General features: G+C 72.2%; 15 protein-coding genes. 12 read left to right on the top strand and 3 right to left on the bottom strand.

Annotated elements, in window-relative coordinates:
• The first annotated feature begins 83 nt into the window (after nucleotides 1–83).
• Nucleotides 84–671, top strand: a complete 588-nt coding sequence (locus ACIO3P_RS03980) for a Uma2 family endonuclease (protein ID WP_401850699.1) — start codon at nucleotides 84–86, stop codon at nucleotides 669–671.
• Here ACIO3P_RS03980 and ACIO3P_RS03975 read toward each other — a convergent pair.
• On the bottom strand, nucleotides 649–1,482 hold the full coding sequence (locus ACIO3P_RS03975) for a DUF3097 domain-containing protein (RefSeq protein ID WP_401850697.1): 834 nt from the start codon (nucleotides 1,480–1,482) through the stop codon (nucleotides 649–651). The genes ACIO3P_RS03980 and ACIO3P_RS03975 overlap by 23 nt on opposite strands.
• A 33-nt stretch (nucleotides 1,483–1,515) precedes the next feature.
• On the bottom strand, nucleotides 1,516–2,307 hold the full coding sequence (locus ACIO3P_RS03970) for an MBL fold metallo-hydrolase (RefSeq protein WP_401850694.1): 792 nt from the start codon (nucleotides 2,305–2,307) through the stop codon (nucleotides 1,516–1,518).
• Nucleotides 2,308–2,496: 189 nt separating this feature from the next.
• Here ACIO3P_RS03970 and hrcA point away from each other — a divergent pair, with 189 nt between their 5' ends.
• The 11 genes from hrcA to ACIO3P_RS03915 all read left to right on the top strand — a co-directional run bounded on the left by hrcA (nucleotide 2,497) and on the right by ACIO3P_RS03915 (nucleotide 12,713).
• Nucleotides 2,497–3,513: a heat-inducible transcriptional repressor HrcA gene (gene hrcA / locus ACIO3P_RS03965; protein ID WP_329827165.1), complete on the top strand. Its 1,017-nt coding sequence runs from the start codon at nucleotides 2,497–2,499 to the stop codon at nucleotides 3,511–3,513.
• Nucleotides 3,514–4,650: a molecular chaperone DnaJ gene (dnaJ, locus tag ACIO3P_RS03960; protein WP_329827166.1), complete on the top strand. Its 1,137-nt coding sequence runs from the start codon at nucleotides 3,514–3,516 to the stop codon at nucleotides 4,648–4,650. It abuts the gene before it with no gap.
• A gap of 190 nt (nucleotides 4,651–4,840) precedes the next feature.
• Nucleotides 4,841–5,920, top strand: coding sequence for a nitronate monooxygenase (locus ACIO3P_RS03955; RefSeq protein ID WP_329827167.1), 1,080 nt, complete (start codon nucleotides 4,841–4,843; stop codon nucleotides 5,918–5,920).
• Nucleotides 5,917–6,663, top strand: coding sequence for a 16S rRNA (uracil(1498)-N(3))-methyltransferase (locus ACIO3P_RS03950; RefSeq protein ID WP_401850691.1), 747 nt, complete (start codon nucleotides 5,917–5,919; stop codon nucleotides 6,661–6,663). The genes ACIO3P_RS03955 and ACIO3P_RS03950 overlap by 4 nt, the downstream gene beginning before the upstream one ends.
• Before the next feature lie 166 nt (nucleotides 6,664–6,829).
• Complete coding sequence (locus ACIO3P_RS03945) at nucleotides 6,830–7,189, top strand: HIT domain-containing protein (RefSeq protein ID WP_329827170.1); 360 nt, start codon at nucleotides 6,830–6,832, stop codon at nucleotides 7,187–7,189.
• Between the two features lie 5 nt (nucleotides 7,190–7,194).
• Nucleotides 7,195–8,097 carry a ribonuclease Z gene (locus ACIO3P_RS03940; protein ID WP_401850688.1) on the top strand — a complete coding sequence of 301 codons (903 nt, stop codon included), beginning with the start codon at nucleotides 7,195–7,197 and terminating at the stop codon, nucleotides 8,095–8,097.
• 124 nt (nucleotides 8,098–8,221) lie between these two features.
• Nucleotides 8,222–9,349 (top strand): PfkB family carbohydrate kinase, encoded by a 1,128-nt coding sequence (locus ACIO3P_RS03935; protein ID WP_329827438.1) that lies wholly within the window; start codon nucleotides 8,222–8,224, stop codon nucleotides 9,347–9,349.
• A gap of 176 nt (nucleotides 9,350–9,525) precedes the next feature.
• Nucleotides 9,526–10,545 carry a PhoH family protein gene (locus ACIO3P_RS03930; protein WP_401850686.1) on the top strand — a complete coding sequence of 340 codons (1,020 nt, stop codon included), beginning with the start codon at nucleotides 9,526–9,528 and terminating at the stop codon, nucleotides 10,543–10,545.
• A gap of 13 nt (nucleotides 10,546–10,558) precedes the next feature.
• Nucleotides 10,559–11,056, top strand: coding sequence for an rRNA maturation RNase YbeY (ybeY, locus tag ACIO3P_RS03925; protein WP_329827173.1), 498 nt, complete (start codon nucleotides 10,559–10,561; stop codon nucleotides 11,054–11,056).
• On the top strand, nucleotides 11,053–12,342 hold the full coding sequence (locus ACIO3P_RS03920; protein ID WP_401788733.1) for a hemolysin family protein: 1,290 nt from the start codon (nucleotides 11,053–11,055) through the stop codon (nucleotides 12,340–12,342). The genes ybeY and ACIO3P_RS03920 overlap by 4 nt, the downstream gene beginning before the upstream one ends.
• Nucleotides 12,339–12,713 carry an MmcQ/YjbR family DNA-binding protein gene (locus ACIO3P_RS03915; RefSeq protein ID WP_401850683.1) on the top strand — a complete coding sequence of 125 codons (375 nt, stop codon included), beginning with the start codon at nucleotides 12,339–12,341 and terminating at the stop codon, nucleotides 12,711–12,713. Before ACIO3P_RS03920 ends, ACIO3P_RS03915 begins: the two co-directional genes overlap by 4 nt.
• 24 nt (nucleotides 12,714–12,737) lie before the next feature.
• On the opposite strand, the gene ACIO3P_RS03910 is transcribed toward ACIO3P_RS03915, so the two are convergent.
• Nucleotides 12,738–13,334: a hypothetical protein gene (locus ACIO3P_RS03910; RefSeq protein ID WP_401850680.1), complete on the bottom strand. Its 597-nt coding sequence runs from the start codon at nucleotides 13,332–13,334 to the stop codon at nucleotides 12,738–12,740.
• Between the last annotated feature and the right edge of the window lie 121 nt (nucleotides 13,335–13,455).

Here is a 13,455-nt window from a genome sequence, read left to right as displayed (position 1 = left end):
CCCCGCGGATTCGGGTGTGGCTGCTTAGGCTGTTTCCCTAGTCTGCCGCTAACAGAAGCGGCGGAATGTGGAGGCTCACGGAGATGACCGCTGTGGATGAGCGACCGATCACCGGCATGGCCAAGACCTTTGAGGACCTTGAGGTTCCTGAGGGGCTCAAGGCGGAACTCCTCAGGGGCGAAATCGTGATGATGGCCGGGCCCGACCGGGTCCATAACCGAATTGTGCAGTCCGTGCAGGACCAGATCCCGCACAAACGCTGGGACCGCCTTCAGACCCAGGACATCGCCATCCCCGGTGAGTCGAGTGAGCCGCAGCCCGACCTTGTGGTCCTTGAGCGGGGAGCCGAGGAAGGCCCCGGACGGCTCATCCCGGCCCCCGCCGTCGAGCTGGTGCTCGAAGTGGTCTCCAAGACCAGCGGGGACCGGGACTACGGGATCAAGCGCTCGATGTACGCGGCGGGGAGGGTGCCCGCTTATCTGATCGTCGACCCCACGTCAGCACGCTGTGTCCTGCTCACCGAGCCGACCGGCAGCGGTGAGGACGCCGACTACCGGACCGTGCGGACCTCGAAGTTCGGCGAACCCGTGCCGCTGCCGATGCTCGACGTGGAGCTGGACACGTCCGAGTTCGAGACGCTCCCCGGGATCAGAACTCACCGCCGGCCGTGACGAAGTCGATCAGCTCCTCCACCCGGCCCAGCAGCGCGGGCTCCAGATCCCGGTAGGAGTGCACCCGGGACAGGATCGCCTGCCAGGCCGCCCCCGTGTTCGCCGGCCAGCCCAGCGCCTCGCACACGCCCGTCTTCCAGTCCTCGCCCCTCGGTACCTTCGGCCAGGCCGCGATGCCCACCGAGGACGGCTTCACGGCCTCCCAGATGTCGATGTACGGGTGCCCCACGACCAGGACGTCCGCGCCGGCCGCCGCCGCGGCGATACGGGACTCCTTCGAGCCGGGGACGAGATGGTCGACCAGCACGCCGAGCCGGGCGTCCGGCGCGGGGCCGAACTCGGCGACCACCGCGGGGAGATCGTCGACACCGCCCAGGTACTCCACGACCACGCCCTCGATGCGCAGGTCGTCGCCCCAGACCTTCTCGACCAGCTCCGCGTCGTGCCGCCCCTCCACGTAGATCCGGCCCGCCCTGGCCACCCGCGCGCGGGCGCCCGGCACGGCGACCGAGCCCGAGGCCGTACGGGCCGGGGCGGCGGGTCCCGCGGCGCCGCCCGGCCGCGGGCGGACCAGGGTCACCGGCCGGCCCTCCAGCAGGAAGCCGCGCGCCACCATGGGGAAGACGCGGTGCTTGCCGAAGCGGTCCTCCAGGGTGACCGTCGGCCCCTCGGCGGTCTTCTCGCAGCGGATCACCGCGCCGCAGAAGCCCGTCGTCACCTCCTCGACCACCAGATCGGTTTCGGCGGGGACCTCCGGCGCGGGCGTGGGCTTCTTCCACGGGGGCGTCAGATCGGGGCTGTAGCTGCGCATGCGGATGACGATATGCGGGGCGCGCGGGCCCGGCTACGAGGGCGCCCCCGACCCGCCGAACCGCGCGGCCAGCGCGTCGCGTTGCGCCCGTACGAACGCCGCGTCCACCACCGCCCCGTGCCCCGGCACGTACACCGTCCCGTCCCCGCCGCCCAGTGCCAGCAGCCGGTCCAGGGCGGCGGGCCAGCGCGCCGGGACCGCGTCGGGGCCCGCCTGCGGCTCGCCCGACTCCTCCACCAGGTCCCCGCAGAAGAGCACCGCAGGGGCGCCGGGAGCCCCCGCCCCACCGCCCGTCCCGGCCCCCGTCCCCGGCACCAGCAGCGCCAGGTCGTGCGCCGTGTGCCCCGGGCCGACGTTCGCCAGCACCACCCGCCGCCCGCCGCCCAGGTCCAGCGTCAGCTCCCCGGAGACCGCGTGCCCCGGGCTGACCAGCAGATCCACCGCCTCGGCCGCCTCCGCCTCCGCGACCCCCTCCCGTACCGCCTCCTCGTACAGGCTCCCGCCCTTCCCCGCCCCGTCCCCGGCCAGCAGCTCCGCCAGGCCGACCGCCCCGTACACCGCCACCCCGGAGAACGCCGCCGCCCCCAGCACATGATCGAAATGCGGATGGCTGAGTGCGACATGTGTCACGCGCCGGCCGCCGAGCAGCGCCCGCGTCCGCGCCCGGAGTTCGGCGCCCTCCCGCAGCGTCGACCCCGTGTCGTACAGCAGCGCGCCCCGCTCCCCGACCACCAGACCGACGGTCGCGTCCCACCCCGGCAGGCGTACGCGGCCCACTCCGGGCGCCAGCCGCTCCCACCCGTGCTCTTCCCAACGGACGTCCATACCGGGACGCTACGGGAGACCACTGACATCCGGCCCGAGGATCCCCGGGTACGGTGGTCGGCCGCCCTTGCTCGCTGTACGTCCTGCGGCCGTACACTGAACCGGGAACCACTGGCACTCCCGCGGAACGAGTGCCAACGAAGGCCGCGGCGGGCGAAGGACGACGGACGACATCGGGAGGTGTGCGCCATGCTCAGCGAACGCAGACTCGAAGTGTTGCGCGCGATCGTCCAGGACTACGTCGGCACGGAGGAGCCCGTCGGTTCCAAGGCGCTCACGGAGCGGCACAAACTCGGCGTCTCCCCGGCGACCGTACGCAACGACATGGCGGTGCTGGAGGACGAGGGCTTCATCGCCCAGCCGCACACCAGCGCCGGGCGCATCCCGACCGACAAGGGCTACCGGCTCTTCGTCGACCGGCTGGCCGGGGTCAAGCCCCTGTCGCTGCCGGAGCGCCGCGCCATCCAGAACCTGCTGGACGGCGCCGTCGACCTCGACGACGTCGTGGGCCGTACGGTACGGCTGCTCGCGCAGCTCACCCGGCAGGTGGCCGTCGTCCAGTACCCCTCGCTGACCCGTTCGACGGTGCGGCACGTGGAACTGCTGGCGCTCGCGCCCGCCCGCCTCATGCTCGTCCTGATCACGGACACCGGACGGGTCGAGCAGCGCCTCGTCGACTGCCCCGCCCCGTTCGGCGAGACCTCCCTCGCGGACCTGCGGGCCCGGCTCAACAGCCGGATCGTCGGACGCCGCTTCGCGGACGTCCCGCAGCTCGTGCAGGACCTGCCCGACTCCTTCGAGCAGGAGGACCGAGGGACCGTGTCGGCGGTCCTCGCGACCCTGCTGGAAACCCTGGTCGAGGAGACCGAGGAGCGGCTGATGATCGGCGGAACCGCCAACATCACCCGTTTCGGACACGACTTTCCCCTGACCATCCGGCCGGTGCTGGAGGCGCTGGAGGAGCACGTGGTGCTCCTCAAGCTCCTCGGCGAGGCCGCGGACCCCGGCATGACCGTACGTATCGGGCACGAGAACGCCCACGAGGGCCTCAACTCCACGTCCGTCGTCGCGGTCGGCTACGGTTCGGGCGACGAGGCAGTCGCCAAACTCGGCGTGGTCGGACCGACCCGCATGGACTACCCCGGAACGATGGGAGCGGTACGCGCAGTGGCACGTTACGTCGGACAGATCCTGGCGGAGTCGTAAGTGGCCACGGACTACTACGCCGTACTCGGCGTGCGCCGCGACGCATCTCAGGACGAGATCAAGAAGGCATTCCGCAGGCTCGCGCGCGAGCTGCACCCGGATGTCAATCCCGATCCCAAGACGCAAGAGCGCTTCAAGGAGATCAACGCCGCGTACGAGGTGTTGTCGGACCCGCAGAAGAAGCAGGTCTACGACCTCGGCGGTGACCCGCTGTCCTCCGGTGGGGGCGGTGGCGCGGGAGGGTTCGGAGCCGGCGGCTTCGGCAACTTCTCGGACATCATGGACGCGTTCTTCGGCACGGCGTCGCAGCGCGGCCCGCGGTCGCGGACGCGGCGCGGCCAGGACGCGATGATCCGGCTGGAGATCGACCTCAACGAGGCGGCCTTCGGTACGACCAAGGACATCCAGGTCGACACCGCGATCGTCTGCACGACCTGCTCGGGCGAGGGCGCCGCACCCGGCACCTCCGCCCAGACCTGCGACATGTGCCGCGGTCGGGGCGAGGTCTCGCAGGTCACCCGGTCCTTCCTGGGCCAGGTCATGACCTCGCGGCCCTGCCCGCAGTGCCAGGGCTTCGGTACGGTCGTCCCCACGCCGTGCCCCGAGTGCGCGGGCGACGGCCGGATCCGTTCGCGCCGTACCCTCACGGTCAAGATCCCGGCGGGCGTCGACAACGGCACCCGTATCCAGCTCGCGGGCGAGGGCGAGGTCGGCCCCGGCGGCGGCCCCGCCGGTGACCTGTACGTGGAGATCCACGAGGTCCCGCACGCGACGTTCCAGCGGCGCGGCGACGACCTGCACTGCACGGTCACGATCCCCATGACGGCGGCGGCTCTGGGCACGAAGTGCCCGCTGGAGACGCTCGACGGCGTGGAGGAGATCGACGTACGGCCCGGCACCCAGTCCGGCCAGTCGATCCCGCTGCACGGGCGCGGCATCACGCACCTGCGGGGCGGCGGGCGGGGCGATCTGATCGTCCACGTCGAGGTGATGACCCCGACGAAGATGGACCCGGAGCAGGAACGCCTGCTGCGCGAACTGGCCCAGCTCCGTGGCGAGGAGCGGCCCACCGGTCAGTTCCAGCCAGGTCAGCAGGGACTGTTCTCGCGGCTCAAGGACGCGTTCAACGGACGGTAGGCGGGCCCGGCGCCGGGCCAGGACGTGTCCAACGGGCGGTGCCCGGGGCAGTGTTCGGGCCTGAACGCTGCCTCAACGGGCAGCGGACGGGCCGGTGGGCCAGGGATCCGGGGGCAGACCCCGGACCCGTGGCCCCGCGCGGCGCGGTGCCGATTCGGAGGTGCCGTGGCTGACATGGCACCATGCGTGCATGTCCTCCGCACTGACCGATCTCTGCCGGTATCCGATCGTGCAGGCCCCCATGGCGGGCGGCGCTTCCTGCCCGCAGCTCGCCGCGGCCGTCTCCGAGGCCGGGGGTCTCGGGTTCCTGGCCGCCGGGTACAAGACGGTCGACGGCATGTACGAAGAGGTCAAGCAGCTCCGGGGCCTCACCGGCCGCCCCTTCGGCGTCAACCTCTTCATGCCGCAGCCGCACTACGCCGACCACGCGGCCGTCGAGGTCTACCGCAACCAGCTCGCCGGTGAGGCCACCTGGTACGAGACACCGCTCGGCGACCCCGAGTCGGGGCGGGACGACGCGTACGAGGCGAAGCTCGCGATCCTGCTCGACGACCCGGTGCCGGTCGTCTCCTTCACCTTCGGCTGCCCGACCAGGACGACCTTCGACGCCTTCGCGGGTGTCGGCACGTACACCGTCGTCACCGTGACCACGGCCGAGGAGGCCCAGACCGCCCAGTGGTCCGGCGCCGACGCCGTCTGCGTGCAGGGCATCGAGGCCGGCGGCCACCAGGGCACACACCGCGACGACCCCTCCACCGACGGTGCGGGCTTCGGCCTGCTCTCACTGATCGCCCAGGTCAGGGAGGCCGTCGACCTGCCGGTCATCGCGGCGGGCGGCCTGATGCGCGGCGGCCAGATCGCCGCCGTACTCGCGGCGGGCGCCGACGCGGCGCAGCTCGGCACCGCGTTCCTCGTCTGCCCGGAGTCCGGGGCCAACCCCCTGCACAAGCAGGCCATGACCAACCCGCTGTTCGTACGCACCGAGCTGACCCGGGCGTTCTCGGGACGCCCCGCCCGCGGGCTCGTCAACCGCTTCATGCGCGAGCACGGCCCGTACGCCCCGCCCGCCTACCCCGAGGTCCACCACCTCACCTCCGGGCTGCGCAAGGCCGCCGCCAAGGTGGGCGACGCGCAGGGCATGGCGCTCTGGGCCGGCCAGGGCCACCGGATGGCGCGCGAGCTGCCCGCCGGCAAGCTGGTCGAGGTCCTCGCGGGCGAACTCGACGCCACCCGCGCCTCGTTCATGCCCGGCCTCGGCAGCGCCCCGTGACCGCTCCCGTCTTCGTCGTCGCCCCCGGCGCGCTGCGCGAGGGCACGGTCACGCTCGACGGACCCGAGGGGCGCCACGCCGTCTCCGTACGGCGGCTGCGCGTCGGCGAGGAGATCGTGCTGACCGACGGCGCGGGCACCGGCGGGTACGGGACGGTCGCCGCGGTCGAGGGCAAGGACCGGCTGGACGTCGCGGTCACCGAGGTACGGACCGAGGCGGAGCCCGCGCCCCGGATCACCGTCGTCCAGGCCCTCCCCAAGGGCGACCGGGGTGAACTGGCCGTCGAGACCATGACGGAGACCGGCGTCGACGCCGTCGTCCCGTGGGCCGCCGCGCGCTGTGTCACGCAGTGGCGGGGCGAGCGCGGCGCGAAGGCGCTCGCCAAGTGGCGGGCCACCGCGCGCGAGGCGGGCAAGCAGTCGCGCCGGGTGCGGTTCCCCGAGGTCGCGGACGCCATGACCACCAAGCAGGTCGCCGCGCTGCTCGCCACCGCGGACTTCGCGGCCGTCCTGCACGAGGACCGCGACGCGGACAGCGCCGCGCTGGCCACCGCGGAGCTGCCGGCCGCGGGCTCGATCGTGCTGGTCGTGGGCCCCGAAGGGGGCGTGTCGCCCGAGGAGTTGACGGTGTTCGCGGCGGCGGGCGCGCACCCGTACCGGCTGGGCGCCAGCGTGCTGCGCACCTCCACCGCGGGTACGGCGGCCACGGCGCTGCTGCTGGGCCGCACGGGCCGCTGGTCCTGACAGTACGCCCGCCCGTCCGTCTGCCGGCCCCGTCCGTCCCGCTCACCGCGCTGCCGCCCCGGTCCTGTCGGTGGCGGCGGATACGATGCGTCCGTACGGAACCGATCACCGACCGGTCATTGACCGGTCACCGACCGACACCAGCTCTGCCGAGGAGGCCGGGACCATGGCCGGAGAAGCACAGGCCGACTGCCTGTTCTGCAAGATCGTCTCGGGGGACGTCCCGGCGACCATCGTCCGCGAGAGCGAGACCACCGTCGCCTTCCGGGACATCAACCCGCAGGCGCCGACCCACGTCCTGGTCATTCCCCGCGTGCACTACCCGGACGCCGCCACCCTCGCCGCGGCCGAGCCGGCCGTCGCCGCGGACGTGCTGCGCGAGGCGGCCGCCGTGGCCGCCGACGACAAGGCGGACTCCACCGGCTACCGCATCGTGTTCAACACGGGCTCGGGCGCCGGCCAGACCGTCTTCCACGCGCACGCCCACGTCCTGGGCGGACGCGGCCTCAACTGGCCCCCCGGGTAGGCGCCTTGTCCGTACGAGAACTGGTCGTGCTGGGCACCGCCAGCCAGGTGCCCACCCGCCACCGCAACCACAACGGCTATCTGCTGCGCTGGGACGGCGAGGGCCTGCTCTTCGACCCGGGCGAGGGCACCCAGCGCCAGATGCTCCGCGCCGGGGTCGCCGCGCACGACATCAACCGGATCTGCGTCACGCACTTCCACGGCGACCACTCGCTCGGCCTCGCCGGGGTCGTCCAGCGCATCAACCTCGACCAGGTGCCGCACGAGATCACCGCGCACTACCCGGCGAGCGGCCGGCGCTTCTTCGAGCGGCTGCGGTACGCGACGGCCTACCGCGAGACCGTCGAGCTGACCGAGGCGCCGATCACCGGCGACGGCGTCCTGGCGCGCACCTCCGCGTACACCCTGGACACCCGCAAGCTCTCCCACCCCGTCGAGGCGTACGGCTACCGCCTCACCGAGCCCGACGGCCGCCGGATGGACCCCGTGCGGCTCGCCGCCCACGGCCTCGCGGGCCCCGACGTGGGCCGGCTCCAGCGCGAGGGCGTACTGAACGGCGTCACGCTGGAGCAGGTCAGCGAGGTCCGGCGCGGCCAGCGGTTCGCCTTCGTCATGGACACCCGGCTCTGCGACGGGGTGTTCGCGCTCGCCGAGGGGTGCGACCTGCTGGTCATCGAGTCGACGTTCCTGGACGAGGACGAGCGGCTGGCCACCGACCACGGCCATCTCACCGCGGGCCAGGCGGGCCGCGTGGCGGCGGAGTCCGGCGTACGCCATCTCGTACTGACGCACTTCTCGCAGCGCTACAGCGACCCGGACGCGTTCGAACGGCAGGCGCGGGCCGCGGGCTTCGAAGGCGAACTGACGGTCGCCGCCGACCTCGTACGGGTACCGCTTCCCAAGCGCTGACGGGGGCGGGCGGCCGACGTGTCCGGTGGGGCGCCGCCGATCGGGCAGACTGTCCGGATCCGCACGCGATCGGGAGCCCGCCGTGATCACACCCAACGGAGACCCGCTGGAACACCTCGACCACCTGGACCGCCCGGGGCCCGCCGCCCCGGGGCACACCGCGCTGGAACACTCCGCCCACGTCGACCCGCTGGGCGCGCTGCGCGGCCCGGACGACCCGGAGTGCGACGTCTACCTCACGGGCACGGTCTTCCTCGACATCATCTTCACCGGCCTGGACAGCGCCCCCGTACGGGGCACCGAGTCCTGGGCCAGGGGCATGGGGTCCAGCCCCGGCGGCATCGCCAACATGGCCTCCGCGCTGGCCCGGCTCGGGCTGCGCACCTCGCTCTCCGCGGCCTTCGGCGACGACCACTACGGCGAGTACTGCTGGGACGCGCTGGAACAGGGCGAGGGCATCGACCTCTCCCGCTCCCGCACCGTCCCCGGCTGGCACTCCCCGGTGACCGTGTCCATGGCGTACGAGGGCGAGCGGACGATGGTCTCGCACGGCCACGAGGCCCCGCCGCCGGAGGGCGCGCTGCCCGAGTGCCCGCCCCGGGCGCGGGCCGCCGTCGCCGCGCTCACGCCGGGCCGGCGCGACGAGTGGATCGCGCACTCCGCGCACCACGGGACCCGGATCTTCGCCGACGTCGGCTGGGACGACACCGGACGCTGGGACCTGGCGGGACTGGCCGACCTGGAGCACTGCGAGGCGTTCCTGCCCAACGCCGAGGAGGCCATGCGCTACACCCGTACGGACTGCCCCAGGGCCGCCGCGCGGGTCCTCGCCGAGCGGGTCCCCGTGGCCGTCGTCACGCTGGGCGCGGAGGGCGCGTACGCCGTGGACGGGGCGACCGGCGAGACCGCCGAGGTCCCGGCGATCGCGGTGGCCGCGCTCGACCCGACGGGCGCGGGCGACGTCTTCGTCGCCGGGTTCGTCACCGGCACGCTGGCCGGCTGGCCGCTCGCCGACCGGCTGGCCTTCGCCGGGCTGACCGCCGCGCTCTCCGTCCAGGAGTTCGGCGGGTCGCTCTCCGCGCCCGGCTGGTCGGAGGTCGCTGCCTGGTGGAGTTACGTCCAGGGCTCCCCGGACCAGAACCCGGCGGCGCTGCGGCGTTACGCGTTCCTGGCGGAGCTGCTGCCCGCGCCGACCCGGCCGTGGCCGCTGCGCAGGGCCGTACCGACGATCGGTTTCGGCCGCTCGGGCTGAGCCCCGCGGAGTGGGACACCGGGAGCCCCGCGGAGTGCGGCACCGGGGATCGTGAGGAAGGCGCGGGGAAAAGCCCTAGGGCCTTGTCAGTGCGGGGTCGTACGCTGGTACTCCAGAGGTTGTCGAGCGGCGAGAACCCTGCAACGGGAGGTATGTGCAGGCCACAGGGCCGGCCCATGACGCAGACACCTACAGTCCAGACCCCCGCGTCGGAGCAGGCGCGCGCCCGGTGGACCGTCCCCGCCAAGCACCCCATGGTGACGGTCCTGGGCTCCGGAGACTCCCTGCTGCGAGTGATCGAGAAGGCGTTCCCGGCCGCCGACATCCATGTCCGGGGAAACGAGATCAGTGCGAGCGGCAGCGCGGCGGACGTCGCGCTGATCCAGCGCCTGTTCGACGAGATGATGCTGGTGCTCCGCACCGGTCAGCCGATGACGGAGGACGCAGTGGAACGTTCGATCGCCATGCTCAGGGCGAGCGAGAACGGCGGCGCGGACGGTCCCGAGACGCCCGCCGAGGTGCTCACCCAGAACATTCTCTCCAGCCGTGGCCGGACGATCCGGCCCAAGACCCTCAACCAGAAGCGGTACGTCGACGCGATCGACCGGCACACGATCGTCTTCGGCATCGGCCCGGCCGGTACGGGCAAGACGTATCTCGCCATGGCCAAGGCCGTCCAGGCGCTCCAGGCCAAGCAGGTCAACCGGATCATCCTGACCCGGCCCGCCGTCGAGGCGGGGGAGCGGCTCGGCTTCCTGCCCGGCACGCTCTACGAGAAGATCGACCCGTATCTGCGCCCGCTCTACGACGCGCTGCACGACATGCTCGACCCCGACTCGATCCCGCGGTTGATGGCGGCGGGCACGATCGAGGTCGCGCCGCTGGCGTACATGCGCGGACGCACGCTCAACGACGCGTTCATCATCCTGGACGAGGCGCAGAACACCAGCCCCGAGCAGATGAAGATGTTCCTGACGCGCCTCGGCTTCGAGTCGAAGATCGTCATCACGGGCGACATCACCCAGGTCGACCTCCCGGGCGGCACGAAGAGCGGTCTGCGCCAGGTCCAGGACATCCTGGAGGGCGTGGAGGACGTGCACTTCTCCCGGCTCACGTCCCAGGATGTCGTACGGCACAAGCTCGTCGGCCGTATCGTCGACGCGTACGAGCAGTACGACAGCGACAACGGGAAGTAGACCAGAGCGCACCATGTCGATCGACGTCAACAACGAGTCAGGCATCGAGGTCGACGAGCAGGCGATCCTCGACGCCGCCCGCTACGCGCTCACCCGGATGCGTATCCACCCGCTCTCCGAGCTCTCGGTGATCGTGGTGGACGAGGCCGCGATGGAGCAGCTCCACATCCAGTGGATGGATCTGCCGGGGCCCACGGATGTCATGTCCTTCCCGATGGACGAGCTGCGTCCGCCGGTCAAGGACGACGAGGAGCCCCCGCAGGGGCTCCTCGGTGACATCGTGCTCTGCCCGGAGGTCGCCAAGCGGCAGGGCGAGGAAGCGCCGACGCAGCACTCCATGGACGAGGAGCTCCAGCTCCTGACGGTCCACGGGGTGCTGCATCTGCTCGGCTACGACCACGAGGTGCCGGAGGAGAAGGCCGAGATGTTCGGCCTCCAGGCCGCCATCGTCGACGGCTGGCGCGCCGAGCGGGGGCTCTCGGGCCCGTCGCCCGCGCCCACGGTCTCGTGACCGCGCAACTGATCGTCGGCGCCGTCGCCCTGGTCGTCGTCGCCTGGCTCGCCGCCTCCGCCGAGGCGGGCATCGCCCGCGTCTCCAGCTTCCGGGCGGCCGAGGCCGTACGGTCGGGGCGGCGCGGCGCGGCCAAGCTGGCGCAGGTCGCCGCCGACCCCACGCGCTATCTCAACGTGGCCCTGCTGGTGCGGGTCGCCTGCGAGATGGCGGCCGGGGTGCTGGTCACGTACGTCTGCCTGGAGCGCTTCCGGGAGACCTGGGCGGCGCTGGTCGTCGCCATCGCGGTGATGGTCCTCGTCTCCTACGTCGCGGTGGGCGTCTCGCCGCGCACGATCGGCCGCCAGCACCCGCTGAACACGGCCACGGCCTCCGCGTACGTCCTGCTCCCGCTGGCCAGGATCATGGGCCCGATCCCCCAGCTCCTGATCCTCCTGGGCAACGCGCTCACCCCCGGCAAGGGCTTCCGCAAAGGCCCGTTCGCCAGCGAGGCCGAACTGCGCGCCATGGTCGACCTCGCGGAGGCGGAGTCGCTCATCGAGGACGACGAGCGCCGGATGGTGCACTCCGTCTTCGAGCTGGGGGACACCCTCGTACGGGAAGTGATGGTCCCGCGCACGGACCTGGTCTGCATCGAGCGGTACAAGACGATCCGTCAGGCGCTCACCCTGGCGCTGCGCTCGGGCTTCTCCCGCATCCCGGTGACCGGGGAGAACGAGGACGACATCGTCGGCGTCGTCTACCTCAAGGACCTGGTCAGGAAGACCCACATCAACCGCGACTCCGAGGCCGACCTGGTCTCCACGGCGATGCGCCCGGCCGCGTTCGTGCCCGACACGAAGAACGCCGGTGATCTGCTGCGCGAGATGCAGCAGGAGCGCAGCCATGTCGCCGTCGTGATCGACGAGTACGGCGGCACGGCCGGGATCGTCACGATCGAGGACATCCTGGAGGAGATCGTCGGCGAGATCACCGACGAGTACGACCGCGAGCTGCCCCCGGTCGAAGAACTGGGCGATGGCTCCTACCGCGTCACGGCCCGGCTCGACATCGGCGACCTCGGGGACCTGTTCGGCCTCGACGAGTACGACGACGAGGACGTGGAAACGGTCGGCGGCCTGCTCGCGAAGGCCCTGGGCCGCGTCCCGATCGCGGGCGCGACCGCGACCGTGGAACTCCCCGACGGCCGCACCCTGCGCCTGACGGCCGAATCCCCGGCCGGCCGCCGCAACAAGATCGTCACGGTCCTCGCGGAACCGGTCAAGGAGGAGGCCACGACCCCATGACCCCGCGCGCCCTCACGGCCGCGGCGGTCCGCTCGTACTGCCTGGACCAGAACGGCACCTCCGAGGAAACCCCGTTCCCCCGCAACCCGGGCCTGACGGTCTTCAAGGTCGGCGGCAAGATCTTCGCCTTCTGCGCCCTGGAGGAGACCCCCCTGAAGATCGCCCTCAAATGCGACCCGGAAGAGGCCCTGCGCCTACGGGAGACCCACGAGGCGATCGCCCCCGGCTGGCACCTCAACAAGCGCCACTGGAACACGGTGACGGTGGCGGAACTGCCGGCGCGGATGGTGCGCGAGCTGATCGAGGACTCGTACGACCTGGTGGTCGCCGGCCTCCCGAAAGCGGAACGCCTCCGCCTGGACCGGCCGTAACGGCGCGGGGGGCCCTGCGGGCGTTCAGCAGCCCGCGGTCCGCAGGGCCTCCAGGCCGACGACCGTGAACTCACGCAGCCGCATCACGAGCTGTCCGGCCCGGACCCAGTGGATACGGGGATCGTCGAAGGCCACCCCGACGGCGTCCACCGGGACCGGGAACGGATACCCGGGCCGGTGGAGCGCGCCCCGCACGCCCATCGGGGCGAAGCTGCGGACGCGCAGCGCCACGCACTGTTCGCGCAGATGAGGGCAGACGCGTACGGACTGCACCGCGCACGGCGCGCACAACGGCGGGTGGGTCGTGACGAGGTCGTCGGGCCAGGAGCCCCGGTCGGCGGGGTCTTCGCCCAGCATCCACAACCCCCCGTCCTCGTTGCGGTCGGCGGGACCGCCGCAGACCTGGCACAGCGTCCGGACCATGGCGCGCCGCTGCCGCAGAGCATGGACCCTGCCGAACTCGGGCCGCCCCCTGCCGGGGAGCGAGGGAATCCGTGTCCACAGCACACCGTCCGAGTCGCGGTCGTACGTCTGCTCGTCCGCGTAACCGATACCCCGGGCCTTCGCTACGACGCGGATGACCGGTGCCCGTTCCGCACTCCATCCGGTGATGTACGGCACCGGTACCGAACGGCACGGCCCGCCTTGGGTGCCTCGGTGAATCGCGCTGTCACACGGAGGAGCGGGCCGGAATGCGCTGGTACACCTGTGCCCTAGGGTGTCCAGAGAAGAGGGAGGCCCC

This window comes from Streptomyces sp. NPDC087310 (genome assembly GCF_044744405.1).
In the GTDB taxonomy this organism is placed as follows: Bacteria; Actinomycetota; Actinomycetes; order Streptomycetales; family Streptomycetaceae; genus Streptomyces.
The sequence above is the reverse complement of the archived record's forward strand: the minus strand, read 5'-3'. Positions and strand labels throughout refer to the sequence as shown.